This is a genomic window from Enterobacter cloacae complex sp. P6RS (assembly GCF_014982245.1).
Lineage (GTDB): Bacteria > Pseudomonadota > Gammaproteobacteria > Enterobacterales > Enterobacteriaceae > Enterobacter > Enterobacter bugandensis.
The window spans coordinates 34,167-59,860 of sequence record NZ_JADCLB010000011.1 but is presented as its reverse complement, the minus strand read 5'-3'; the positions used below and the strand labels follow the sequence as shown (position 1 = coordinate 59,860).

Annotated in this window: 24 protein-coding genes; 10 read left to right on the top strand and 14 right to left on the bottom strand. The window is 57.3% G+C overall.

Annotated elements, in window-relative coordinates:
* The 3 genes from gntT to gntX form a co-directional block, all read right to left on the bottom strand.
* A complete protein-coding gene (gene gntT, locus INF73_RS06485; RefSeq protein ID WP_048960500.1) occupies positions 1–1,317 on the bottom strand; it encodes a gluconate transporter in 1,317 nt (438 codons plus the stop codon).
* A gap of 307 nt (positions 1,318–1,624) precedes the next feature.
* The gene (gene nfuA, locus INF73_RS06480) at positions 1,625–2,200 is read right to left on the bottom strand and encodes a Fe-S biogenesis protein NfuA (protein ID WP_003861601.1); all 576 of its coding nucleotides are present in this window, start codon (positions 2,198–2,200) and stop codon (positions 1,625–1,627) included.
* Positions 2,201–2,261: 61 nt separating this feature from the next.
* Complete coding sequence (gene gntX / locus INF73_RS06475) at positions 2,262–2,945, bottom strand: DNA utilization protein GntX (protein ID WP_126327246.1); 684 nt, start codon at positions 2,943–2,945, stop codon at positions 2,262–2,264.
* A gap of 36 nt (positions 2,946–2,981) precedes the next feature.
* On the opposite strand from gntX, the gene bioH reads away from it, so the two are divergent.
* Positions 2,982–3,755, top strand: a complete 774-nt coding sequence (bioH, locus tag INF73_RS06470) for a pimeloyl-ACP methyl ester esterase BioH (protein WP_028014677.1) — start codon at positions 2,982–2,984, stop codon at positions 3,753–3,755.
* Between the two features lie 111 nt (positions 3,756–3,866).
* Complete coding sequence (locus tag INF73_RS06465; protein WP_028014676.1) at positions 3,867–4,136, top strand: YdgH/BhsA/McbA-like domain containing protein; 270 nt, start codon at positions 3,867–3,869, stop codon at positions 4,134–4,136.
* Between the two features lie 33 nt (positions 4,137–4,169).
* Here the strand turns inward: INF73_RS06465 and feoC are convergent, their stop codons facing one another.
* The 5 genes from feoC to greB form a co-directional block, all read right to left on the bottom strand.
* Positions 4,170–4,406, bottom strand: a complete 237-nt coding sequence (gene feoC, locus INF73_RS06460; protein ID WP_048960506.1) for a [Fe-S]-dependent transcriptional repressor FeoC — start codon at positions 4,404–4,406, stop codon at positions 4,170–4,172.
* A 12-nt stretch (positions 4,407–4,418) separates the two neighbouring features.
* Positions 4,419–6,737, bottom strand: coding sequence for a Fe(2+) transporter permease subunit FeoB (feoB, locus tag INF73_RS06455; protein ID WP_193540268.1), 2,319 nt, complete (start codon positions 6,735–6,737; stop codon positions 4,419–4,421).
* Between the two features lie 30 nt (positions 6,738–6,767).
* Positions 6,768–6,995: a ferrous iron transporter A gene (feoA, locus tag INF73_RS06450; protein WP_006177893.1), complete on the bottom strand. Its 228-nt coding sequence runs from the start codon at positions 6,993–6,995 to the stop codon at positions 6,768–6,770.
* A gap of 302 nt (positions 6,996–7,297) precedes the next feature.
* Positions 7,298–9,628 carry a Tex family protein gene (locus tag INF73_RS06445; protein ID WP_193540270.1) on the bottom strand — a complete coding sequence of 777 codons (2,331 nt, stop codon included), beginning with the start codon at positions 9,626–9,628 and terminating at the stop codon, positions 7,298–7,300.
* A gap of 86 nt (positions 9,629–9,714) precedes the next feature.
* The gene (gene greB / locus INF73_RS06440; protein WP_014885539.1) at positions 9,715–10,188 is read right to left on the bottom strand and encodes a transcription elongation factor GreB; all 474 of its coding nucleotides are present in this window, start codon (positions 10,186–10,188) and stop codon (positions 9,715–9,717) included.
* 228 nt (positions 10,189–10,416) lie between these two features.
* Here greB and ompR point away from each other — a divergent pair, with 228 nt between their 5' ends.
* Together ompR and envZ are read left to right on the top strand one after the other, a co-directional pair.
* Positions 10,417–11,136, top strand: coding sequence for a two-component system response regulator OmpR (ompR, locus tag INF73_RS06435; RefSeq protein ID WP_001157751.1), 720 nt, complete (start codon positions 10,417–10,419; stop codon positions 11,134–11,136).
* On the top strand, positions 11,133–12,479 hold the full coding sequence (gene envZ, locus INF73_RS06430; RefSeq protein ID WP_028014672.1) for a two-component system sensor histidine kinase EnvZ: 1,347 nt from the start codon (positions 11,133–11,135) through the stop codon (positions 12,477–12,479). Before ompR ends, envZ begins: the two co-directional genes overlap by 4 nt.
* A gap of 90 nt (positions 12,480–12,569) precedes the next feature.
* On the opposite strand, the gene pckA is transcribed toward envZ, so the two are convergent.
* From pckA to INF73_RS06405, 5 genes are all read right to left on the bottom strand, one after another.
* Positions 12,570–14,189, bottom strand: a complete 1,620-nt coding sequence (gene pckA, locus INF73_RS06425; RefSeq protein WP_028014671.1) for a phosphoenolpyruvate carboxykinase (ATP) — start codon at positions 14,187–14,189, stop codon at positions 12,570–12,572.
* Positions 14,190–14,545: 356 nt separating this feature from the next.
* Positions 14,546–15,430 carry an Hsp33 family molecular chaperone HslO gene (gene hslO / locus INF73_RS06420; RefSeq protein WP_161495995.1) on the bottom strand — a complete coding sequence of 295 codons (885 nt, stop codon included), beginning with the start codon at positions 15,428–15,430 and terminating at the stop codon, positions 14,546–14,548.
* 18 nt (positions 15,431–15,448) lie between these two features.
* Positions 15,449–15,850 carry a ribosome-associated heat shock protein Hsp15 gene (gene hslR / locus INF73_RS06415; RefSeq protein ID WP_028014669.1) on the bottom strand — a complete coding sequence of 134 codons (402 nt, stop codon included), beginning with the start codon at positions 15,848–15,850 and terminating at the stop codon, positions 15,449–15,451.
* Complete coding sequence (gene yrfG / locus INF73_RS06410; RefSeq protein ID WP_028014668.1) at positions 15,847–16,530, bottom strand: GMP/IMP nucleotidase; 684 nt, start codon at positions 16,528–16,530, stop codon at positions 15,847–15,849. Before yrfG ends, hslR begins: the two co-directional genes overlap by 4 nt.
* A gap of 67 nt (positions 16,531–16,597) precedes the next feature.
* The gene (locus INF73_RS06405) at positions 16,598–18,733 is read right to left on the bottom strand and encodes an intracellular growth attenuator family protein (protein WP_028014667.1); all 2,136 of its coding nucleotides are present in this window, start codon (positions 18,731–18,733) and stop codon (positions 16,598–16,600) included.
* 322 nt (positions 18,734–19,055) lie between these two features.
* On the opposite strand from INF73_RS06405, the gene nudE reads away from it, so the two are divergent.
* Positions 19,056–19,616 (top strand): ADP compounds hydrolase NudE, encoded by a 561-nt coding sequence (gene nudE / locus INF73_RS06400; protein ID WP_028014666.1) that lies wholly within the window; start codon positions 19,056–19,058, stop codon positions 19,614–19,616.
* A gap of 79 nt (positions 19,617–19,695) precedes the next feature.
* Here nudE and mrcA read toward each other — a convergent pair whose 3' ends face one another.
* Positions 19,696–22,248, bottom strand: coding sequence for a peptidoglycan glycosyltransferase/peptidoglycan DD-transpeptidase MrcA (gene mrcA / locus INF73_RS06395; protein WP_028014665.1), 2,553 nt, complete (start codon positions 22,246–22,248; stop codon positions 19,696–19,698).
* Positions 22,249–22,368: 120 nt separating this feature from the next.
* Between mrcA and INF73_RS06390 the strand changes: the two genes are divergently transcribed.
* Genes INF73_RS06390 through hofQ form a run of 5 tightly spaced genes read left to right on the top strand, consistent with a single transcriptional unit; the run spans position 22,369 to position 25,639 of the window.
* On the top strand, positions 22,369–23,145 hold the full coding sequence (locus INF73_RS06390) for a DNA utilization protein HofM (RefSeq protein WP_193540272.1): 777 nt from the start codon (positions 22,369–22,371) through the stop codon (positions 23,143–23,145).
* A complete protein-coding gene (locus INF73_RS06385) occupies positions 23,142–23,636 on the top strand; it encodes a PilN domain-containing protein (protein ID WP_193540274.1) in 495 nt (164 codons plus the stop codon). The genes INF73_RS06390 and INF73_RS06385 overlap by 4 nt, the downstream gene beginning before the upstream one ends.
* Before the next feature lie 3 nt (positions 23,637–23,639).
* Positions 23,640–24,095 carry a HofO gene (locus INF73_RS06380; RefSeq protein WP_193540276.1) on the top strand — a complete coding sequence of 152 codons (456 nt, stop codon included), beginning with the start codon at positions 23,640–23,642 and terminating at the stop codon, positions 24,093–24,095.
* Positions 24,085–24,489: a HofP DNA utilization family protein gene (locus tag INF73_RS06375; protein ID WP_048959291.1), complete on the top strand. Its 405-nt coding sequence runs from the start codon at positions 24,085–24,087 to the stop codon at positions 24,487–24,489. The genes INF73_RS06380 and INF73_RS06375 overlap by 11 nt, the downstream gene beginning before the upstream one ends.
* A complete protein-coding gene (gene hofQ, locus INF73_RS06370) occupies positions 24,401–25,639 on the top strand; it encodes a DNA uptake porin HofQ (RefSeq protein WP_193540278.1) in 1,239 nt (412 codons plus the stop codon). Before INF73_RS06375 ends, hofQ begins: the two co-directional genes overlap by 89 nt.
* The last annotated feature ends 55 nt before the right edge of the window (positions 25,640–25,694 follow it).

The following is a 25,694-nucleotide window of genomic DNA, read 5'->3' as shown; positions in this document are numbered from 1 at the left end:
TCAGAGAGCCATATTCAACAGCAGACACCCTACCAGGCCGCAGACCGAAATAATGGTTTCCAGCATTGACCAGGACTTGATGGTTTCACCGATGGTCAGGTTGAAGTACTCCTTGAACAGCCAGAAGCCCGGATCGTTCACGTGAGAGAAAATCACGCTGCCGGAGCCTACCGCAATAACCATCAGCTCAGGGCTGACGCCCGTGGTAGCAATCAGCGGCGCAACGATACCGCCCGCTGTAATCGCCGCAACGGTTGCAGAACCCAGCGCGATACGCAGCACGGCAGCAATAGACCACGCCATCAGGATTGGAGAGATATTGGTTTCATGCATCATGGAAGCGATGTATTTGTCCACGCCGCTGTCGACCAGCACCTGCTTGAACGCACCGCCACCGCCGATAATCAGCAGCATCATGGCAATGATTTTGATGGACGAGGTCAGCGTGTCGTTGATCTGATCCATGGAGCGGCCACGGTTCAGGCCGAAGGTGAACATCGCAATCAATACCGCAATCAGCGTTGCCATCACCGGGTCGCCGAGGAACTCGGCAACGGCCAGGAAAGCGTGGCCTTTCGGCAGGATCATCTCCGCCACGGCGCGCATTGCCATCAGGATCACCGGTACCAGCGAGGTCCAGACGCTGACGCCAAAGCCTGGCATCTCTTCTTCAGTGAAGGTTTTGGCGCTGTACAGACCTTCCGGAATAGGCTTATCAATGCCTTTCAGGAAACGGGCATACACCGGGCCTGCCAGAATTACGGTCGGGATCGCCAGAATCGTACCGAACAGCAGGGTTTTACCCATATCGGCGTGGAAGATGGTGGCGATGGCGGTTGGACCCGGGTGCGGTGGCAGGAAGCCGTGGGTCACGGACAGCGCAGCAGCCATTGGCACACCCACGAACAGCAGCGGAATGTTGGCCGCGGCGGCGATGGTGAACACCAACGGCAGCATCAGCACGAAGCCCACTTCATAGAACAGCGCGAAACCGACGGTAAAACCGGTTAACACCACCGCCCACTGGATGTGCTGTTTACCGAATTTGGCAATCAGGGTGGTGGCAATACGCTGCGCGCCCCCGCAGTCCGCCAGCATTTTACCGAGCATGGCGCCGAAGCCCATGATCAGCGCCAGGCTGCCGAGCGTGCCGCCGACACCGGCTTTGATAGAGCTGATAACTTTAACCAGCGGCATCCCCTGCATCAGACCGACTGCAAGTGCCACCAGAACCAGAGCGATAAATCCGTTCATTTTGAAGCGGATCATCAAGAGCAGTAATAACACAACACCGATAGCAACGATGACTAATGGCATGATTTACCTGGCCTTTGAATTGTTATGGGTAACGTCATTGTTTCAACGACAAATTCCGGTTGTCCCAACTGGGAACAGAGTGGTTAACGGCACTCATACTGATGCCTGCGAAACAGTTAAGTTTAGTCGGCTGTTATAAGGGTGTTGAGTGCCCACGAGAATGATACGGGTAACATATCGTGGTTGAGAATCACCCGGTGAGGCAAAATTTGAATTATGAGACGCAGGTCAACATATAGAGGGGGGAAGGCAAGGGAGTCAGGCCCGGTAAGCGCAGCGCCACCGGGCAATACAGACGGGTACTGAATTAGTAGTAAGAGTGCTCGCCGCGCTGGTGCTCTGTCAGGTCGCGCACGCCTTTCAGTTCCGGGAATTCGTTCAGCAGCTGCTTCTCGATCCCTTCTTTCAGGGTCACGTCGACCATGGAGCAACCGTTACAGCCGCCGCCGAACTGCAGGATCGCCAGGCCGTCTTCCGTGATTTCCATCAGGGAAACGCGACCGCCGTGGCCGGCCAGTTGTGGGTTGATCTGGGACTGCAGCAGATACTCAACGCGCTCCATCAGCGGCGCATCGTCAGAGACTTTACGCATTTTGGCATTTGGCGCTTTCAGGGTCAGCTGAGAACCCAGCTGGTCGGTGACAAAGTCGATTTCCGCATCTTCAAGATACGGCGCGCTCAGTTCATCGACGTAAGCGGTGAGCTGTTCAAATTTAAGGGCAGTGTCAGTTGCTTCCACAGCGTCCGGAGGACAATAAGAGACACCACATTCTGCATTCGGAGTGCCTGGATTGATCACAAACACGCGGATCTGCGTCCCTTCTTCCTGATTTGCCAGCAGTTTGGCAAAGTGCGCTTGTGCAGAATCGGAAATACGGATCATAGCTTTGGCCTAATAGTTGACTAAATTACCTGGGTATAATCATACGCCCATTGAAGAAGGGCTACAAGGTACGGCACAGACACCATACCTGAACCGACGCGGCGCCGCTTTGCAAAAGCAGTCGGGAAAGTTCAGCAACGGTACTGCCTGTGGTGACGACGTCATCCACGATGGCGATATGGAGGCCGTGGACCGGCAATTCAAGGCGAAAGGCGTTTTTCAGGTTCCTTTTGCGAAGCCGGGCGTTGAGCTGATGCTGGATGGCGGTGGCATGAACGCGGGTAAGCGCGCTGGCATCGTAGCAACAACCCAGCCACCGGGCGAGCGGGCGGCAGAGCAGGTCGCTTTGATTATAGCCGCGCCGCCAGTGCCGGCGTCGGTATAAGGGGACATTCACCACCATGTCGATTTTCGGCAAAGCGCGGGTTCGTCGCGCCTGTAAAACGGCCAGCAAAAGCAGGCGGGCAAGGGGCTGCGCCAGCGAACTCTGACCGGAAAACTTCAGGGCGTGAATAAGCCCGCTCAGCGGCGGAACATAATCATCCACGGCCACCAGCGCGCTCCACGGAGGGGATTTTTTCAGGCAGCGGCCGCAGGGCAAATCGCGGTTCGCCGCCGGTAAACCACATTGCGGGCAGGTTGTGATACGCCTTTCCAGCGAACGCGTGCAGACGGAACAGACGCCCCACGCGCTGAGGGCAAGCGGCATTTTGCATAGCCAGCACAAGCCAGGCACTGTTAGCATGTGCAACCTCCATGTGAAAAAAGAGAACAGTAACTGATGAAGACGCTGTGGTGGCAGACCGTAGGGACAGGAAATTGCCATCTTGTGCTGCTGCACGGATGGGGCCTGAATGCGGAAGTGTGGCATTGCATAAGCGAGGAACTTGCCTCGCAATTTACGTTACATCTGGTTGATCTGCCGGGCTATGGTCGCAGCCGTGGCTTTGGCGCGATGTCGCTTGATGAAATGGCGCAGCACGTTGTAGACGCCGCGCCGCAAAATGCCATCTGGCTGGGCTGGAGTCTGGGCGGGCTGGTGGCAAGCCAGATTGCGCTCTCCTGGCCCGAGCGCGTTAGGGCGCTGGTCACCGTGGCCTCGTCGCCATGCTTTAGCGCGCAAGAGGCGTGGCCCGGCATCAAACCTGACGTTCTGGCGGGCTTCCAGCAGCAGCTGAGCGACGATTTCCAGCGGACCGTCGAGCGATTCCTCGCCTTGCAGACGATGGGCACCGAAACCGCGCGTCAGGATGCCAGAGCGTTAAAGCAGGTGGTGCTCTCCCTGCCGATGCCGGACGTCGAGGTGCTTAACGGCGGTCTTGAGATCCTGAAAACGGCCGATCTGCGCGAGCCGCTGGCCGGGCTGAGCATGCCGCACCTGCGCATCTATGGCTATCTCGACGGGCTGGTGCCGCGCAAAGTGGTCCCACTTCTGGATTCCCTCTGGCCGGACAGCGAATCACAGGTCATAGCAAAAGCCGCGCATGCGCCGTTTATCTCTCATCCGACGGAGTTTTGTTCAGCGTTGGTTGCGTTAAGTCAACGTTTAGACTGATTATTTTCTATCCAGCCTGGAAAAAGTTACACACCGCAACCATACTCCAGATGTCGTTGCGGTTGTTCTGCCTACGATGATCAAAACAACAATCCTATGGAGAGTCAGGCTATGAAACTTGTTACAGGTATTGTCACTTCTCTGGTTATTGGGTCACTGTCATTTGGCGTTTTTGCGGCAAAAGAGCTGGAAAAAGATAAAGTTGCCGGGATGAATTTGACGAAAATTGGTGAGATTTCTACGTCTGACACCACCGCGCCGATGGATGCAAGAAAAGAGCTGTCGAAGAAAGCGGATGAGCTGGGCGGGACATACTTCGTCGTCACCAGCGCAGAAAAACAGACCAAAAACGTACGCGCTACTGCGGATGTCTATAAGTAATACGATAAAACCGGGCAGCAATGCCCGGCTTTATTATCGCAGTGCCCACCACTCCCTGAGACAGGCCTTTCCTTCCGGACAGCTTTTACAACTGCCGGAGAGGCAACCCTCCGCTTCGTCCTGAATCCGCACGGCTTTACCCATGGCTTCCAGGCGCTCCAGCATGGCATCGATCATCGGCTGCGGGGTATGCAGGCTAAGGCTGAGCTGTTTTGCCTCCATGCGTCCCTGCAATGCCAGTAAGTCACGAACCTGAATCAACGATGCCATCTGTTTTTCCCCTTAGTGACAGTCGCCAGCCGGGCTGTTGCAGCAGGTGGCCGGGGTTTTACGCGTCGCCAGCAGGTTGATATCAACGCGGCTTCGCGCCCGGCGCAGCAGGCCAATCACAATCACGTTAAACAGGATGACCGCCAGGATGCTGACCAGGCTGTAGCGCGGATGCTGGCTGAAGTTAACGGTCTGGTAAAACAGCGTCGCCAGCGAGTAGGCGATATTCAGCCCCCACAGAATGGAGAAGCCCATCCAGCCGCGGCTGGACTCACGGGCAATCGCCCCCATCACCGAGATGCACGGAATATAGAGCAGAACGAAGATCAGGTAGCTGTAGGCTGCGGACGCGCTGCCAAACTTCTCGCCCATTACGCCCATGGCACCGGTCGCCATTTCGCCGTCGCCTTTGCTGGCCTCAATCGGGTTAGCCAGCACGCTCAGGCTGAAGGTGTCTTTCAGGCTCTGCCAGGTCTCCTCTACGGCAGCCAGCAGTTCGTCACCGAGGTGAAACTCCGCCGGGTTAAATTCCTGCTCCTGAATGTTCTCTGCGGTATAGAGCGTGTTCAGGGTCCCGACGACCACCTCTTTCGCCATCGCACCGGTGAACAGGCCCACGGTCGCCTGCCAGTTATCCTCCTGCACGCCAATCGGTTTGAAGACCGGCGTGATGACGCGGCTGACGGAGGCGAGGGCAGAGTCGTTGATGTTATCTGCCGCCTGACCGGTGAGGGTGAAGCTGTTCAGCGCGCTCAGGAAAATACTGACAATAACAATCACCTTACCGGCGCGCAGCACAAAGCCTTTCAGGCGCTGCCAGGCCTGGATCGCCAGGCTTTTCAGGTGCGGGACGTGATAGACCGGAAGCTCCATTACAAACGGTGACGCTTCACCGCGCATGATGGTGTGCTTGAGCATTAAGCCGGTCAGGATCGCCATCACGATGCCCAGCACGTACAGCGAGAAGACCGCCAGCGCGCCCTGCTGGCCAAAGAAGGCTGCCGCGAAGACGGCAAAGATTGCCAGACGCGCGCCGCAGGACATAAACGGCGCCATCATAATGGTCATCAGTCGTTCACGCGGTGCATCCAGGGTGCGCGCGCCCATTACCGACGGCACGTTACAGCCGAAGCCGACGATCAGCGGAACGAACGATTTGCCCGGCAGGCCCAGCGCCTGCATCAGGCGGTCCATCACGAAGGCGGCGCGCGCCATGTAGCCGGAATCTTCGAGGAACGAGAGGAACAGATACATCATGCCGATCTGCGGTACCAGCGGCAGCACGGTGTTGATACCGCCGCCAATCCCCTGGGCAAGGAAGATGGTCAGCCATTCCGGGAAATGCAGGGTGTAACCTACCCACTGAATACCGTGTACGAAGACCGCGACAGAACCGGCGTCAAAAATCGGCTGCAGCGCGCCACCGATGTTAATCGCGAGCAGGAACATCACGTACATCACCAGCAGGAAGATGGGCAAACCGAGGAAGCGGTTGAGCACAATCTTATCCACCGCCGCCGTGAAGCGGCTGGGCTCTGCGGTAAGGGCGTTGCTGACCACGTCGCAAATTGACGCAATGGCCTGATAACGCGCATCGGCGATGTGCAGCGCCGGATCGTCCAGCTCGTCGCTGAGACGGGCGAGGGCCACGTCCAGCTTATCCGCCGCATGTCCGGCATAGGCGCGGCTGTAGATATCCCCTTCCAGCATCTGCAGGCCGAGCCACAGCCGCTGTTTTGCAGGCATGCTGCTGTCCATCTCCTGCGCCAGCCGTTCGGCTTCGCGCAGCAGCGGCTGGGCGTAATGCACCAGCTCAACGTCGCGGTTTCCCGCGTGGCGGTCAATCGCCAGCTTCAGGGCGTCGATACCGCGAGCGCGGGTCGAGACCAGCGGAACCACCGGACAGCCCAGGCGCGCGGAGAGCGCATCGACGTCGATGCGCAGCTTTTGTTTTTCCGCAATGTCGAGCATGTTGAGCGCCACGATGCAGGGGATCCCCAGCTCCAGCAGCTGTAGCGTCAGGTAAAGGTTTCGCTCGAGGTTCGAAGCGTCGACCACGTTGATCAGCAGATCCGCGTCGCCGCCAAGAATGTAGTGGCAGGCAATTTGCTCATCGAGGGAAGTCTGGGATGAAATCGTGGTTAAGGAGTAGGTGCCGGGAAGGTCAACCAGGGTGACCTGATTGTCCGTTGTCGCGAACTGGCCTTCTTTACGTTCAACCGTTACGCCTGCCCAATTTCCCACGCGCTGGCGCGCGCCGGTTAACTGATTAAATAAGGTTGTCTTGCCGGAATTAGGATTGCCAATTAAGCCAATAGTTAATTTTTTCATTGTATTAGACCCACCGAAACCGCTGGCTTGTTAACGGGATAAAGATTCAACTTCAATTAATGCGAGGTCTTTTTTGCGCAGAACCAGATTTACGCGCCGGGTTTCGATATGAACTGGATCGCCCAACGGCGCCACACGCACGACCTGGAATGATGAGCCGGGCAGCATGCCAAGTGACAGCAGCTTCTGCCGATAGGCCGGGCTAATTTCGCGGGTAAAACCGGTAATTTTCCATGCACTGTCTGGAGTGAATTGCATAATGCCTGATTCCACGAGAGGTTAAATAATCTACACTGCGATGATAATGAGAATAGTTTTTATCAGCAATAATAAAAATGTGACGGGATGTTGTTAATCGTATTAATTTGCGGTCTGATTGACCTTGCTCAATATTTGCAGAATTACCCGGGAAGGAATAAAAAGCGTATTTGTTAATGGAGTGATAAATAGCGGTTTAAATATGGGTGTGCAATCGGTTTCATATATTTCGAGAGAATTTTATTCCCCTCATCCCGGCCCTCTCCCTTTTGGGGAGAGGGTTAGGGTGAGGGGGGGTTACCTTAGCGTTTCTTACCCATCGCTGCCGCCAGCGCGTCCATCATCGCGCTGTTGCCCGCAGGCTGCGCGTCACGCCCGCGCGGTTTTGTGGCTTTCGTGGCCGGACGCTGCTGCTCGCGGCCTCCGCCGTTGCCGCCACGGCGCGCGCTGGTGTCGCCCGGCTGCTCATCCAGACGCATGGTCAGGGCGATACGCTTGCGCTGCAGATCCACCTCCAGCACTTTCACCTTCACGATGTCGCCCGCTTTGACCACGGTGTGCGGGTCTTCAACGAACTTGTCGGCAAGGGAAGAGATATGCACCAGACCGTCCTGGTGCACGCCGATATCCACAAACGCGCCGAAGTTGGTGACGTTGGTCACCGCGCCTTCCAGCACCATGCCCGGCAGGAGATCGTTCATGGTCTCGATGCCGTCAGCAAAGGTCGCCGTTTTGAATTCAGGACGCGGATCGCGGCCCGGTTTTTCCAGCTCTTTGATGATATCGGTGACGGTTGGCACGCCAAATTTGTCGTCGGTGAAATCAACGGCTTTCAGGTTACGCAGAGCGCTGCTGTCGCCCATCAGGTCTTTAAGCGCCTGCTGAGTCGCGGCCAGGATGCGCTCAACAACCGGGTACGCTTCCGGGTGAACGGTAGAGGCATCCAGCGGGTTATCGCCGTGGTTGATGCGCAGGAAGCCCGCGCACTGCTCAAACGCTTTCGGCCCCAGGCGGCTCACTTTCAGCAGCTGCTGACGGTTCTGGAACTGGCCGTTCTCATCGCGCCAGGCGACGATGTTCTGTGCCATCATGCGGGTTAAGCCCGCCACGCGGGTCAACAGGGGAACGGAGGCGGTGTTCAGGTCCACGCCGACGGCGTTTACGCAGTCTTCCACGACCGCGTCCAGCTTGCGCGCCAGCTGCGTCTGGCTCACGTCGTGCTGATACTGGCCCACGCCGATGGATTTCGGATCGATCTTCACCAGCTCCGCCAGCGGATCCTGCAGACGACGGGCGATGGAGACCGCGCCGCGCAGGGAAACGTCCAGGTCAGGGAATTCCTGCGCCGCCAGCTCAGAGGCGGAATAGACCGATGCGCCCGCTTCGCTGACGATCACTTTCTGTGCCGTCACTTTCGGGAACTGCTTTTGCACGTCGAGGTAGAAACGCTCGGTTTCGCGTGATGCGGTGCCGTTACCGATGGCAACCAGCTCCACGTTGTACTTCTCGCACAGCGCCGCCACCACGACGGCGGCTTTCGCTGCCTGGCCGGTGTGCGGGTAAATGGTATCGGTGGCGACCAGCTTGCCGGTGCCGTCAACGACCGCCACCTTCACGCCGGTACGCAGGCCCGGATCGAGCCCCATGGTGGCGCGCAGGCCCGCAGGAGCGGCCATCAGCAGGTCATGCAGGTTACGGGCGAAGACGTTGATCGCTTCGTCTTCCGCTCGCTCGCGCACGGTGCCCATCAGCTCGGTTTCCAGGTGCATCAGCACCTTGATGCGCCAGGTCCAGCTCACCACGCCTTTGCGCCAGCTGTCCGCCGGGGCGTTGTTCAGGCGCAGGCCGAGATGGTCGATGATAATCTGCTCGCAGTGGCTCTCTTTCGGCGGCTCGTCAAACTGCGGGTCGGCGTTCAGGGAGAGCTGGAGCACGCCTTCGTTGCGGCCGCGGAACATCGCCAGCGCGCGGTGAGACGGGGTGGTCGAAATCGGTTCGTGGTGATCGAAGTAGTCGCGGAACTTCGCGCCTTCTTCCTCTTTGCCCGCGACGACGGTAGAGACGATGTGGGCGTTCTTCCACAGGTAATCACGCACTTTGGCCAGCAGGGCGGCGTCTTCCGCGAAGCGCTCCATCAGGATGTAGCGCGCGCCGTCCAGAGCGGCCTTGGTGTCAGCGATACCTTTGTCGGCGTCGACGAATTTCGCCGCTTCGGTTTCCGGGTCGTGAGATGGCTCATTCCACAGCAGCTCTGCCAGCGGCTCAAGGCCCGCCTCAATCGCAATCTGCCCGCGGGTACGGCGCTTCGGTTTGTACGGCAGATAGAGATCTTCGAGTTCGGTTTTGCTCAGGGTGCCGTTAATGGCGCTTTCCAGCTCGCTGGTCAGCTTGCCCTGTTCGCCGATGGATTTGAGGATCGCCTGACGACGTTCTTCCAGCTCGCGCAGATAGCCCAGGCGGGTCTCCAGGTTACGCAGCTGCGTGTCATCCAGACCGCCTGTGACTTCCTTACGATAACGTGCAATAAACGGCACGGTGTTCCCTTCATCAAGCAGGCGAACGGCAGCTTCTACCTGTTCGGCTCTGGCCTGAAGTTCACCCGCAATAATGCGGCAGAGCGAATCTTTCATCATGGCTTAATCATCTTGTGGGTCAAAAATCAGGGGATAGTTATACGGGCTGACACGGCAAAATGCCAGCCGGGGAGGGCGCTCTCGGACTATTTTACGTAGACGATCTCATTGACGTACCAGCTGGCTTCACCGGCTGGGGTCTGCACGACGGCTAAATCGCCCACTTCCTTTTTCAGCAGCGCGCGGGCCATCGGAGAGTCGATGGAGATGTAATCTTTACGACCAAAAATTTCATCGTAACCGACGATGCGAAAACGCAGGGTGTCACCATCGTCGTTTTCAATCTCCACCCACGCGCCGAAGAACACTTTGCCCTCCTGCTGCGGGGAGTAATCGACAATTTTAAGATTTTCGAGACACTTCGTCAGATAGCGTACCCGGCGGTCAATTTCGCGCAGCCGCTTCTTGTTGTACTGATAATCAGCATTTTCGCTGCGATCGCCCAGGCTTGCCGCCCAGGTCACCTTTTTGGTTACTTCAGGACGCTCTTCGCGCCACAGGTAATCCATCTCTTTTTTGAGCTTTTCGTACCCTTCGCGGGTGATCAGGGGCGTTTTCATGGTGCTGCCTTTGCTGCCGGTTCTCTATTTTGCGCACAATACGTACCACACAGTGTAACAGACAGGATTAATAATGATTTATGTGATGAAATGAACAGATAAGCTGCTGTTAAATATGCTTTGTAACAATTTCGACTAGAATTTATACCAGAATTAACTGGTCGAATACGTGCACTTTTTTAGAATACGCTGTTACAAAGACTATCCGAACCTTTGGGAGTACACACAATGCAAGAAAACTACAAAATTCTGGTCGTGGATGACGACATGCGCCTGCGCGCGCTGCTTGAGCGTTATCTGACCGAGCAGGGCTTCCAGGTTCGTAGCGTCGCGAACGCTGAGCAGATGGACCGTCTGCTGACCCGCGAATCTTTCCATCTGATGGTTCTCGACCTGATGCTGCCGGGTGAAGACGGGCTTTCTATCTGCCGCCGTCTGCGCAGCCAGAGCAACCCGATGCCGATCATCATGGTGACGGCGAAGGGCGAAGAAGTTGACCGTATCGTGGGCCTCGAAATCGGCGCGGACGACTACATTCCAAAACCGTTTAACCCGCGCGAGCTGCTGGCGCGTATTCGTGCCGTGCTGCGCCGTCAGGCGAATGAACTGCCGGGCGCGCCGTCCCAGGAAGAAGCCGTCATTGCCTTCGGCAAGTTCAAGCTGAACCTCGGCACGCGCGAGATGTTCCGTGAAGATGAGCCAATGCCGCTCACCAGCGGCGAGTTTGCCGTACTGAAAGCGCTGGTCAGCCATCCGCGCGAGCCGCTTTCCCGCGACAAGCTGATGAACCTGGCGCGCGGTCGCGAATACTCCGCAATGGAACGCTCCATCGACGTGCAGATCTCCCGCCTGCGCCGCATGGTGGAAGAAGATCCGGCGCATCCTCGTTATATTCAGACCGTATGGGGTCTGGGCTACGTGTTCGTTCCGGACGGCTCTAAAGCATGAGGCGAATGCGCTTCTCGCCGCGAAGCTCGTTTGCCCGCACCCTCTTACTGATCGTCACCCTGCTGTTCGTCAGCCTGGTGACGACCTACCTGGTGGTGTTGAACTTTGCGATTCTGCCGAGCCTCCAGCAGTTTAATAAGGTCCTGGCCTACGAAGTGCGTATGCTGATGACCGATAAGCTGCAGCTGGAGGACGGCACGCAGCTGGTTGTTCCCCCGGCATTTCGCCGTGAAATCTACCGTGAACTGGGCATTTCGCTTTACTCCAATGAAGCGGCGGAAGATGCTGGCCTGCGCTGGGCGCAGCACTATGAATTCCTCAGCCAGCAGATGGCGCAGCAGCTGGGTGGCCCGACGGAAGTGCGCGTTGAGGTCAACAAAAGCTCGCCCGTCGTCTGGCTGAAAACCTGGCTGTCACCCAACATCTGGGTACGCGTTCCGCTGACTGAAATCCATCAGGGCGATTTCTCGCCGCTGTTCCGCTACACCCTTGCCATTATGCTGCTGGCGATAGGCGGCGCGTGGCTGTTTATCCGTATCCAGAACCGACCGCTGGTCGACCTGGAGCACGCGGCGCTGCAGGTCGGTAAAGGCATTATTCCTCCTCCACTGCGTGAATATGGTGCCTCTGAAGTGCGTTCAGTAACGCGCGCGTTCAATCATATGGCGGCAGGCGTTAAGCAGCTGGCGGATGACCGTACGCTGCTGATGGCCGGCGTCAGTCATGACCTGCGCACCCCGCTAACGCGTATTCGTCTGGCGACGGAGATGATGGGTGAAGAGGACGGTTATCTCGCCGAGTCTATTAACAAGGACATCGAAGAGTGTAACGCCATCATCGAGCAGTTCATCGACTACCTGCGCACCGGTCAGGAGATGCCGATGGAAATGGCCGATCTGAACGCGGTGCTGGGCGAAGTGGTGGCCGCAGAAAGTGGTTATGAGCGTGAAATTGATACTGACCTTCAGGACGGTGAAATTCAGGTTCGTATGCACCCGCTTTCCATTAAGCGTGCGGTGGCCAATATGGTGGTTAACGCGGCGCGCTACGGTAACGGCTGGATTAAGGTTAGCAGCGGGTCTGAACTCAACCGCGCCTGGTTCCAGGTGGAAGACGACGGCCCGGGCATTAAGCCCGAGCAGCGTAAGCATCTGTTCCAGCCATTTGTGCGCGGCGACAGCGCGCGCAGCACCAGCGGTACGGGCTTAGGCCTGGCGATTGTGCAGCGTATTGTGGATAACCATAACGGATTGCTGGAGATTGGTACCAGCGAGCGGGGCGGGTTGAGCATTCGCGCCTGGTTGCCGGTTCCGGTGACGCGGGGGCAGGTGAAAGAGGGATAGTGCGGTCTGATGCCCTCACCCCGGCCCTCTCCCACGGGGAGAGGGAGAAAACATTAAAAAAGGCAACTTTCGTTGCCTTTTTGCTTTTACCTACAGCTTCGGACCCGCGCTCACCAGCGCAGCGCCCGCCGGGGTATCGGTGTACTTCTCGAAGTTCTCGATAAACAGCTTCGCCAGCGATTCCGCCTTCTCGCGCCACTGTTCCGGCGATCCGTAGGTATTGCGCGGGTCGAGGATACGCGTGTCCACACCCGGCAGTTCCGTCGGAATGGCCAGATCGAACATCGGCAGCGTGAAGGTTTCGGCGTTATCCAGAGAACCATCCAGAATGGCGTCGATAATGGCGCGGGTATCTTTGATGGAGATACGTTTGCCGGTACCGTTCCAGCCGGTATTCACCAGGTAGGCCTGCGCGCCGGATGCCTGCATGCGTTTCACCAGCACCTCAGCGTATTGCGTCGGGTGCAGCGACAGGAATGCCGCACCGAAGCAGGCGGAGAAGGTTGGGGTTGGCTCCGTGACGCCACGCTCGGTACCCGCCAGCTTGGCGGTAAAGCCAGAGAGGAAATGGTACTGCGTCTGGCTGGCGGTCAGGCGAGACACCGGTGGCAGCACGCCGAACGCATCCGCCGTCAGGAAAATCACCTTCGTGGCATGGCCCGCTTTTGACACCGGCTTCACGATGTTGTCGATGTGGTAGATCGGGTAAGAGACGCGGGTGTTTTCGGTTTTTGACGCATCGTCGAAGTCGATAGAGCCGTCGGCACGTACGGTGACGTTTTCCAGCAGCGCGTCGCGGCGGATCGCGTGGAAGATATCCGGCTCGGCCTCTTCAGACAGGCGAATGGTCTTCGCGTAGCAACCGCCTTCGAAGTTAAACACCCCGTCATCGTCCCAGCCGTGTTCGTCATCGCCAATCAGACGGCGTTTTGGATCGGTGGAGAGCGTGGTTTTCCCGGTGCCGGAAAGACCGAAGAACACCGCTACGTCGCCTTTCTCGCCGACGTTCGCCGAGCAGTGCATAGAGGCAATACCGCGCAGCGGCAGCAGGTAGTTCATGACCGAGAACATCCCTTTCTTCATTTCGCCGCCATACCAGGTACCGCCGATCAGCTGAATACGTTCGGTCAGGTTGAAGGCAATGAAGTTTTCGGAGTTCAGACCCTGCTCTTTCCACTGTGGGTTAGTGCATTTCGCACCGTTCATCACGATGAAGTCAGGTGTGAAGTCCTGCAGCTCTTCGTCGGTCGGACGAATAAACATATTCTTAACGAAATGCGCCTGCCAGGCCACTTCGGTAATGAAACGCACGGAAAGGCGGGTATCGGCGTTAGCGCCGCAGAAAGCGTCGACAATGAACAGACGCTTGCCGGAAAGTTGATGGGTGACGAGCCCTTTCAGATGCTGCCAGGTTTCCGGGGAGAGCGGTTTGTTGTCGTTCTTCCCTTTGCCCTTGTCAGCCCACCACAGCGTATCGCGGGTAGTTTCGTCTCGGACGATATACTTATCTTTCGGCGAACGACCGGTAAAGATACCGGTATCGACGGCGATAGCACCAAGGTTCGTCAACACACCGCGCTCGTATCCTTCCAGTGCTGGATTGAGCTCTTCCTGATACAGCGTATCGTAATCGGGGTTGTAGACCACTTCCTGGACGTCGTGAATACCATAAGCCTTGAGATCTTGCGGGGTTAAACCAGTAACACGCATATCACTGCTCCTTAGCCAATATGTACTGCCTGAAATTGTAGGGTTTTTCTGGGGATGTTAACCGCGACGGGGCTCATAGATTTGTGCATCTGGATAAAACCCTTACTAACGGAAAACGCTGCGACTCCAGTCACAGTGCAGGCGGATTATCGCAGGAATCGCTTTTTGGTTGGGGAAAATGTTCCGAAAAGGTTAAGAGGTGGTGATTTTATCGGAGAGAATGTGAATGTAATCGCATACATGTAAGAAAATTACGTAAGAGTTACATAGGGAAAACGATTCAGCTTTTGGGGGATTTTTGCCCCTCACCCTAACCCTCTCCGCAAAGGGGAAAGGGCAGGGTGAGGGGTAGCGTATTAATGAACCTGCGGATCCGCCGGAGAGGCGTTATTGCGGATTTCAGCGATATCCATTGAATTGAACACGTAGTGCGTACCGCAGTAGTCACAGTGCATATCAATTTCGCCATCTTCAGCCATGATGCTGTCGATCTCTTCATCCGGCAGAGTTTTCAGTGCGCCAGCGCAGCGCTCGCGCGAGCAGGTGCACTTAAACTCCACGGACTGCGGATCGTACACGGTCACTTCTTCTTCGTGGTACAGACGCCACAGCACGTCGGTCGCCGACAGGTTGAACAGTTCTTCCGCCTTGATGGTTTCGGTCAGCGTCGCCAGATGCTCAAAGTCATTGGTCTGTGCGTCCTGCGCTGGCAGAACCTGCAGCAGCATGCCGCCCGCAGCAGGCTGGCCGTCCACTTCACCGGTACGGATGAACAGACGCGTCGGCAGCTGTTCGGAGCGCATGAAGTAATCTTCCAGGCAGGCTGCCAGGGTATCGCCTTCCAGACCGACCACGCCCTGATAGCGTTCACCTTCCTCCGGGGAGATGGTGATCACCAGGTAGCCATTGCCCACCAGCGTTTTGAGATCAGCATTTTCAGGAACGTCGCCCTGAACGCGCGCTACGCCGCGCATCTGCTGCTGGTTATTGCCGTTGATCACCGCCAGCGTCATCGGGCCGTCACCCTGCAGCTGCACGGTGATATCACCGGCAAACTTCAGCGTTGCGGTCAGCAGGCTGGTGGCAACCAGCAGTTCGCCCAACAGGGTCTTCACCGGCAGCGGGTAGTTGTGGTTTTCCAGAATCTGTTTCCAGGTTTCGGATACGGTGACCAGCTCGCCGCGCACGGCGAATTGTTCAAACAGATAGCGGTGTAATTGGTCGTGTTGGGCCATTTTCATCTCTCGTGCGGGTGAGGGTTACTCGCTCTCACCGTGTTTAAATTTCATCAGATCGCGGCGCTCTTTTTTATCCGGTCGCCGGTCCGGGTGGGGCATGGTCAGCGCATTCATTTTGCGCGCCAGCGCGGTCTTCTCGCGCTTTTCAACGCTTTCAGCCGTCTCTTCGTAAAGCAGTACGGCTTCCGATGCGGGCCGCCGCTGTTCGGTAATGGCTTTAATCACTACCGTACGTTCGTCGTTGCCCTGGCGCAGCGTTAAGGTGGCGTTCAGCTCAACCAGCTTGCTCGGCTTGCTGCGCTGGCCGTTGTAATGCACTTTACCGCCGTCAACCATTTCACGGGCAAGGGCGCGCGTTTTATAAAAACGGGCTGCCCACAGCCATTTATCCAGTCTTACCCCATCTGAGGGCTTTTCTTTCATGGCGTCTCCTTCACGGTCAGTGAGGGGATCATCTGGCGGTAGTCGTTCAGTCCCGGATGGCGCAGATAGCTTTTTTCAGCCAGGCCAGAGTCAGGATTAGTGACACCCAGACAGTAGCGAATGCCAAACGTTGCCGCAGAATCCAGAATAGGCTCGCTGTCGTCAATGAACAGCGTGCGCTCCGGCTGCAGGCCGGTCTCTTCCTTCACCGCATGCCACAACCGCTGATCCTCTTTCGGATAACCAAATGTGTGGGTGGAAAGTAATAAATCAAGGTGCGACGCCAGCCCCGTATGCTCCAGCTTCACGGCCAGGTTATGTGGATGCGCGTTAGTCAGCAAAATACGGCGCTTGCCGCTTGCTTTCAGCGCGTCCAGGAAGGGAACCGTATCTTCGCGCAGCACGGCGCGTGGTCCCTGGGCAGTGGTCATGGCACAAATATCCAAACCGAGGCGCTCGCTCCAGTAGTCCAGACAGTACCAGTTTAGCGTATGTTGCACCGCGCTATATTGCGAACGAATGAACGCCTGCGCTTCTGCCGGAGAGATACCCTGCTGCTCACCATAGGTTTCCGGCACCAGCTTTTGCCAGAAATAGTTATCAAAGGCGAGATCGAGCAGCGTGCCGTCCATATCCAGCAGAACGGTGTCGACCTGCTGCCAGTCGATATCAAGATGCATAGGGGGGAACTCCAGCCAGAAGAAACGTGCGCGACAGGGTAGCACATCTTGTCGCGCAACGACGTTATCAGATCAGGCTCTCAGAGGAGGGGATCAGCTTAGGATTGAGGCAATTCTCATAATATTGCTGGATCTCAGCCAGACGCGTGCGGGAGCGCTGGTAGCGGCGCAGGGCCATAAAACCGTTCCAGAAAATGGCGATCAGCATGGCGATCATCAGCAGAGAGGTGCCAATGTAACGCCACAATCCTGCGCTGTCCGGCATCCGGTGCAGGCCGATATGGCGCGTGCCGTTGGCGTCGGTGTAGATGCTTGTGACAATCCCTTCGGCACTGAACGGCGTTTGCATCAGCATCTGCGCCAGACGCTGGAACTGGCTCCACTGCTCCTGGGCCGGGTAGTCATAAAGCGCTACCTGCGGGTAAGGCTGATCGACCAGGTCGCTGCCTTCATCGCTGGCAATCACAAAGCCGCCCGGTGCCGGACTGTTGAGCGCCTGAGCCGCCCGGGTGGTTTCGCGCATCATAAACGGCGATGTCGAGGTGGCGACCAGGTTATCAAGCGATTCCGCGCTGACCGGACGCAGCAGCACGTTGACGCCATCCAGTCGTCCCGCCTCGGCGCGTTTCACCAGCGAGTCCCAGTCTTTACTGTTCCCGAGGTTAACCAGCGCGTTCTTGAGGCGTATGCACTCATCCTGCGAGGAGCATAAGTCCTGGGTTTTCAGGACAATGTCGCCAAAATCATCCAGCAGAATCATGCCTGATTTCTGGATGGCGGAACGCAGCGCGGGGCTGACGCGTGAATCATCGTCCGGTTTCGGGTGCAGCTGGCGGTTGACCGTCTGGGTCAGCGCCGTGGCTTTATTCACCACTTCGGATTCTGGTAGCGGCAGCGGCGGGGCGTCGTTCCAGATAATTTGCGAACAGTCGAACGGCGTGAACGGTGAATTCTGGCGCGTGTTCCACGCCCCCGGGGTATGGATATTACACATTCCGGTGCCTTTCAGGCGCAGCGTATCGCCCACCCGTACACCCGCTTCATCGAGCTGGTTGACGCTGGTCGCCTCGATGGTCTGCGCGCCTTTGATCCACGACAGGGTAAATTTGATGGGCATATCCAGCGGCACGAAAAGCAGCAGCATGATAAACACCAGCCCGGCGCCGGCGGCGATGACCGTGCTGCGGAGCCAGTGCTGAAGCGGGAAATTTTTCACTTCATCATGCAGAGACAGGAAGCGCCCCTGTCGCACAACGTGGCGGTCGAGATAGATATCAATATCGGTTTTCTGCCCTAAATCCTGCGCAATCCACGGTTGCCAGTGGCGCGGGTAGATCAGGTCAATAATCCCGAGTGAGATATTGTTGAGATGCTCCTGATCGTTCTCACCGAACAGGCCCCAGCGCTTTGGCGTGCCGCGCAGGCAGTGGATCTCCCGCAGCGAGGTTTTGGCCGGCGGGGCAAAGAGCCCCCACAGCCCGGCCGCAAGAAGCAACACCGCGCCACCCGCCAGCCATGGGACAAAGACGTCTGGCGTCAGCAGGCAGACAAAAAAGAGCAGGAAAGCGGCAACGATCAGGATGGCTTCACGAATACCGTCCGGACGGCTCAGGGCATACTCTTCATGCGTCTCCTGACGAATATTCAGCAGCTCAATCTGCTCGGTCTCTTCACCACGAATAGAGGCCTGCGTTGAACTCGCGCGTTCCAGCGCAAAGCGCGGGGCTTCGTGAAGATAGTCATTCAGGGTATGGCCGTTGAGCGAGATTACCAGCGGCAGCGAATCGGTATGAATCAGCTCAACGCTGTTTTCGTCGTTAATGTACTGCTCCCAGGACGGAGGCAGATGCACCTCAACCGAATCCAGGTAGTAGCGCCACTTGTTGGGGTCGTCAGTCGTAATGCCGTAGCGCGTGATGGAGCGCGTCACGCAGAGCACGGTGTCACTTTGCGCGTTAAGCTTAAGCGCGACAGGTGCAGTCGTGGCTCCCGTCGGCCCAGGCGTTAACTGAGAACGGTTCAGCGTTTCGAGATAGTTTTCAACTGCATCGCGCTCGTCTTGCGTGAGTTTACGCGTTGTCGCACCCGCGAAGGCATTTAAAAAGGGCAGCCGGTAACGGCGCTGTATGCGTCGCCTGTACAGCCACCCTGCAATCAATGCGCTGACCAGCATAGCAGCGAGAACAATCAAAATGGTGCTCATGCTTTCCCCATCTTACTTATCTTACAGGTGTAGTCAGTAGCACCTTTACATTGAATGAGAGTCTGTGGCTGGCTATCGGCAAGTATGGAGTCGAACTTGAGCATTCTAAAGCGCATCCCAGTGACCGGTGATGATAGCAAAGCCTGTCATGGCGCGATATCAGCAAATTCCTGGAAACATTTCAACCTCTTGACATTTGTTTTGAATTGAGGATTGATCCCTGCTGCGTTGCATAAATGTAAATAAAGAACAATTGACATTGCCGAAACCGTGCGGCATATCGCACAATAACGCCAGTTCACACTGCTAAGACCCCATCAAGATGAGCAAACCACTACAAAAACCCACCATTCTGCACGTTGAAACTGTCGCCAAATCGCGCCTGTTTAACGTCGAGAGTGTGGATCTGGAGTTCAGCAACGGTGTGCGTCGTGTTTATGAGCGTATGCGCCCCTCTTCGCGCGAAGCGGTGATGATTGTCCCTATCGTCGACGATCATCTGATTTTGATCCGCGAATACGCCGTGGGGACGGAATCTTACGAGCTTGGGTTCTCGAAAGGGCTCATCGATCCGGGTGAAACGGTCTTTGAAGCAGCAAACCGCGAGCTGAAAGAAGAGGTGGGTTTTGGCGCGAACGAACTGTCGTTCCTGAAAAAGCTGAGCATGGCGCCGTCCTATTTTTCCAGCAAAATGAACATTGTGGTGGCTGAAGATCTCTATCCTGAATCGCTGGAGGGAGATGAACCAGAGCCGCTGCCGCAGGTTCGCTGGCCGCTGGCGCATCTGATGGATCTGCTTGAAGACCCTGACTTTAACGAGGCTCGCAACGTGAGCGCGCTGTTCCTGGTTCGCGAGTGGCTGAAGGGGCAAGGGCGGCTGTAGGCCATAAAAAAGCCGGGTGGCGGCTTCGCCTTACCCTGCCTGCAATTCTTTGCCCGGTTTTTACCGGGCATTTTTATGCTTAAAACAGCTCGTGCGTTTCGCCGTTATCAATAATCTCTGTACCCACCTCATGCACCGCCTGTGTGGTTGGCTGCGTACCTTCGATGAAATACTCGGCACGGCTATTACCGCCGTTAGCGAGCTGGCCGGTGCTGCGGTCAATATTGACCGTCACCACGCCCGGTGGCGGCGTCAGCGGCTGCTCCGGCACGCCTTCAAGAACGGATTTCATGTAGGCATCCCAGGCCGGCTGCGCGCTTTTGGCGCCGCCTTCGTAGCCGGAAATCTGATCTTTAATCGCGCCGGATGCCGTGGTACGGCCTAAATCACGGCGATGATCGTCGAAACCGATCCAGACTGACGTCACCACGCCCGGCCCATAGCCGGAGAACCACGCATCCTTCGAGCTGTTAGTTGTCCCGGTTTTACCGCCGATATCATGGCGCTGCAGATCGCGCCCTGCTCGCCAGCCGGTACCCTGCCAGCCGGGTTCACCGAAGATGTTGGTGTTCAGCGCGCTCTTGATCAGGAACGCCAGCGGCGTGTTGATCACATGCGGGGCGTACTCCTGCGCGCCGGTTTGCGCCACCAGCGACTGGTTAGCCTGCTCCAGCTGCGGCTGCGGCAAGACGATATTTGGCTGCTCCTGAGAAACGGCAGGGTCTTCCATGTCCTTGTTTTCGAGCACCTCGGATTTCGGCGTATTGCCGTAAATGACCGGAATATCACATTCAGGGCAGGCAATTTTCGGCTTCGCTTCAAACAGCACGCCGCCCTGGTCGTTCTCGATTTTGCTGATGAAGTACGGGTCAACCAGGAAGCCGCCGTTGGCCATCACCGAGTATCCGCGGGCGACCTGAAGCGGCGTAAAGGAGGCTGAGCCCAGCGCCAGCGACTCGGTGCGAACGATGTTCTGCGCCGGGAAGCCGAAGCGCTGCAGGTACTCTGCCGCATAGTCGACGCCCATCGCGCGCATGGCACGCACCATCACCACGTTTTTCGACTGCCCCAGACCCTGGCGAAGACGAATAGGACCGGCATACTCCGCAGGAGAGTTCTTCGGCTGCCAGTCGGAACCGGCACCGGCATCCCAGCGGGAGATCGGCACGTCGTTTAGGATGCTGGCAAGCGTTAGTCCCTTATCCATCGCTGCCGTGTAGAGGAACGGCTTGATGTTGGAACCCACCTGACGCAGCGCCTGCGTGGCGCGGTTAAATTTGCTCTGGTTGAAATCGAACCCGCCGACCAGCGCCATTACCGCCCCGTTCTGTGGGTTGATGGAGACCAGAGCCGAGTTCACATCCGGTACCTGCGCCAGCCACCAGGCATCGCCTGACTTGCGCACCCAAATCTGCTGCCCGGCCTGTACCACGTCGGTCACCTTGCGCGGCGTTGGCCCCTGCAGGGTGTCCGAACGGTATGGACGCGCCCAGCGAATACCGTCCATGCGCAGGGAGACGGACGTGCCGTCCGCCAGCGTCGCAACGGCTTCCTGAGGATCAGCCTGCGTCACTACGGCTGGAAGGAGCGGACCATAGGTTGGCAGCGCTTTCAGCGTGCTGGTGATTTTTTTGCTGTCCCATGCGCTTTCGCCCACTTTCCAGAGCACGTTCGACGGTCCGCGATAGCCGTGACGCATATCGTAGTCCATCACGTTATTGCGCACCGCGTCCTGAGCCGCCTGCTGCACTTTACGGGTAACGGTGGTGTACACGCGATAGCCATCTTCATAGGCCTTGTCGCCATAACGACTCACCATCTCCTGGCGCACCATTTCGGTCAAATAAGGGGCAGAGAAGGCGATCTCAGGGGCGTGATAATTGGCGTCAATGACGTCGTTACGCGCCTGGTCGTACTCGCTCTGGCTGATATAGCCTTCGCTCAGCATACGTGACAGGACGACATTACGACGTGAGGTAGCGCGATCGAGCGAGTAAAGCGGGTTAAACGTGGACGGCGCTTTTGGCAGACCGGCAATGGTTGCCATTTCGCTTAGGGTGAGCTGTTCAACAGGCTTACCGAAGTACACCTGCGCGGCTGCCCCCACGCCATAGGCACGGTAGCCCAGATAGATTTTATTGAGGTACAGCTCAAGGATCTCGTCCTTGTTCAGCAGTTGCTCAATACGGATCGCCAGGAACACCTCTTTGATCTTACGCGTCAGCGTCTTTTCAGGGCTGAGGAAGAAGTTACGCGCCAGCTGTTGCGTAATGGTGCTCGCCCCCTGGGAGGCGTGACCGGAGAACAACGCAATGCTTGCGGCACGGAAAATCCCGACCGGATCGACACCGTGGTGCTCGTAGAAACGGCTGTCCTCCGTGGCGATAAAAGCTTTCACCATCACGGGGGGAATTTGGTTTAAGGTCAGCGGGATACGACGCTTCTCGCCATACTGCGCCATCAGCTCGCCATCGGCGCTATAGACCTGCATTGGGATCTGGAGACGCACATCGCGGAGCGTGGCGACATCAGGTAGCTGTGGCTCAATATATTTGTACAAACCGTAAATCGAGCCTGCTCCCAGCAGAATGCAACAGACTGCAAGGATGAATAAATACTTTACGAACTTCACCGGAGATTTCCCATTTGGTTTCACTTGGGCAGTTTCTAAACAATCGCGCGGTAGTATAAAGGCAAGCCTGATTCATTGATATAGCCGTCAAGGCGACGGGCGATAAGGAGATCGTGAAGCATGGCTTTCAAAACATGGCAAACGGGCGTTCATATTCAACAGGATAAGGTGCTGATTACGGCACTGGTCCGGGAGAGAGGCGGCTGGTGCTTACGCCACTGGTGGGCCATTTCTCTGGCCGAAGGCATCATTCGTGACGGCAAAATTTGTCAGCCAGAAGCGCTGGCCGATGCCTTACGCGACTGGCGAAAAGCGCTCCCGCACTACCACCGGGTATTTCTCTCCTTTCCTGCTGCACGGACTCTGCAAAAAACGTTGCCCCGACCGGCTCTTGCATTGCGCGACAGCGAGCAGCTCTCGTGGATGGGGGCGGCGCTTTCGCGCGAACTGGAGATGTCGACAGAGTCCCTCTGTTTCGACTACACCCAGGACACCTTCAGCAATACGTTTCACGTGACTGCCGCACAAAACAAAGAGGTTGAAACGCTTCTTGATCTGGCGAAAACGCTACGTTTGCGGCTGGCGACCATCACCCCGGATGCCAGCGCGCTGGCGAACCTGCTGCCTGCGTTAGCGCCGACGCAGTGCGTCGCCTGGCGGGATGCGCACCACTGGCTGTGGGCTATGCGCCATCAGTGGGGGCGTCGTTATACCACTGAAGCAGAAAACGTCACTGAGCTGGCGGCGCTGCTGGCCCTCAACCAGAATGACATCGCGCTCTTTGATGCCGAACGAACCCCATGGGAAACGCTGCAGCGCTGGCATGCGCCTCTTCCCGAATGCGGGGCTGACTATACCGTCGCGCTGGCGCTGGCCATGAGCGAGGTGCCTGAATGAACGTGACCAACTTCCTGCCCTGGCGTCAGCAGCGGCGCGCGCGATGTCTGCGTTTCTGGGGCGACGTATTTGTCGGCGCATTGCTGCTCATGCTGATGGCCGTTTTTAGCGTAAGGATGAATCATCTGGTAACGCTGCGCGCGCTGCAGGCTCAACTGGCGGGTACGCAGTCCGTGCAGCGTGGTCTTGTGTCTCGCCAGCGACCCACCGCAGAGGTGCAGAACCCTGCGGGCACGCCGCAACGCCGCGCATGGCAACCGGTGCTGGAGTCACTTTCTGAGGCCATGCCTGCGCAGGTATGGCTGACAGAGCTGCGTTATCAGCCTCCTGCTCTGATGTTGATCGGATATGCCACTACCCTGCAGGCACTTTCTGCCTTGCGTAATGGGCTGGAGCACATAGACGGCTTTACGCCCGGTTCTGAGGGGGAACTCCGGCAGGATAGCCAGGGGCGCTGGATGTTCACTCTGCACCTGAAAAGCGAGGGGTAACGCGTGGAGACCTTGCTAGAACGCTGGTGTGAAAGTCGTCCCTGGTGTCGGCTGGTCTGCGGGGGGCTGGGTATTCTCCTGATGGGCCTGACAGCATGGGGTGTATTGCTCCGGCCAACTGAGAGGCAGTGTGCGGATCAGCGGCAGCAGTTGAGCCAGGCGGCGCGGACTAACGCGTCGCTGTGGCCCACCGCCAGTCAGGTGCCGTTTAGCCCGCAAACCCGGACGGCACTGGAGATAAAGCCCTTTTCACCGCTCGATTTTCAGGGGGAGGGTACAAGGCTCCTTCACTGGAAGCCGTTGCAAAACGGCGGTGAACTGGCGCTGGAGGCGGAGTGGCAGGCGATCCCGCCTCTTTTTTCCCGGCTGGCGCAGCGGGATGTGCGGGTCGCTGCTTTCACGCTTGCGCCACAAAGTACGGCGTTACGCCTGAGGCTGGAGCTGGAACATGCGAAATAGCGCGAGATACCTGCTGGTTTGCTCGGCGCTGCTGTTGACCGGCATGCGCGATCCGTTTCGCCCACCGGACGACCCCTGCGCCACAGCCGAACTGGCACAGTGGCACTACCGCGGGATGGTGGGAGGGCAGCAGCGCGTTGGTATTTTGCTGGATGGGCAACGGCGCTGGCATCGTCTGAAAGAGCACGATCGTTTCCCGGCGGGCTGGCGGATAACGGCCATCAATGAAACGGAACTGGTTGTTGATGTGGGTGACTCATGCGATCCCGAAGAATGGGCGTGGCAACGAGAAGGAAAGGATAAAAATGAAGTTAAGGATAGTGCTGTTGCTGCTGGCGTTCAGCCGCCCGCTGTGGGCAGTCGCGCCAAAGCCGGTCACGCTGGTGGTGGATGACGCGCCGGTGGTTCAGGTGCTACAGGCGCTGGTTGCGCAGGAGAAGCGTAATCTGGTGGTATCGCCGGATGTCGGCGGCACGCTCTCGCTTAACCTGACGCGCGTTCCCTGGCGGCAGGCGCTACAGACGGTAGTCACCAGCGCCGGACTCGTTTTACGAGAGGAGGGCGGTATTTATTATGTCCATACCGCGGCCTGGCAGCGTGAACAGCGGGAACGTTTAGAGCAGGAGCGAGCGCGTCGACAGCTTGATGCTCCGCTGGTCTCGCACAGCATCCCATTTTCTTATGCGGATGCCGGAGAACTGCAAAAAGCGGCTGAAAAGCTCCTGAGCCCAAAAGGGAGTTTATCTGTCGACAAACGCACCAACCGTCTGCTCATCAGGGATAACCAGGTGGTGCTGGAGGCGCTGCAGCAGTGGGCGGCTCAGATGGATATTCCCGTCGAGCAGGTCGAACTGGCGGCGCACATTGTCACCATTAATGAAAAAAGCCTGCGAGAGTTGGGGGTGAAGTGGAATCTTGCCGAGGCCACTGAGGCGGGCAAGGTTGGACAGCTAACGACGCTTGGCAGCGATCTTTCTGTAGCCAGTGCTACCACGCATGTGGGGTTTAACATCGGGCGGATTAACGGCAGGCTGCTGGATCTGGAGCTCTCTGCGCTGGAGCAAAAACAGCAGGTCGATATCATTGCCAGCCCGCGGCTGCTGGCCTCGCACATGCAACCGGCCAGCATTAAGCAGGGGAGTGAGATCCCGTATCAGGTTTCAAGCGGTGAAAGCGGGGCGACCTCGGTGGAGTTCAAAGAGGCGGTACTCGGAATGGAGGTCACGCCGGTAGTATTGCCCGGTGGGCGCGTGCGCCTGAAGCTACACATCAGTGAAAACATGCCGGGACAGGTGCTGCAGCAGGCCGATGGCGAAACGCTTGCCATCGATAAGCAGGAGATAGAAACCCAGGTGGAGGTAAAAAGTGGAGAAACGCTGGCGCTGGGGGGAATTTTCTCGCAAAAGAACAAAACCGGCAGTGACAGCGTGCCCGGGCTTGGGAGCATCCCCTGGCTGGGACAGCTTTTTCGCCATGATGGAAAAGATAATGAGCGGCGTGAGTTAGTGGTGTTTATTACGCCACGTCTGGTCGGTATTCACTAACGGGTAACGATCCCCGCAATGATTTTGCATTCAGTTTGTTGCAGATGTTTGACGT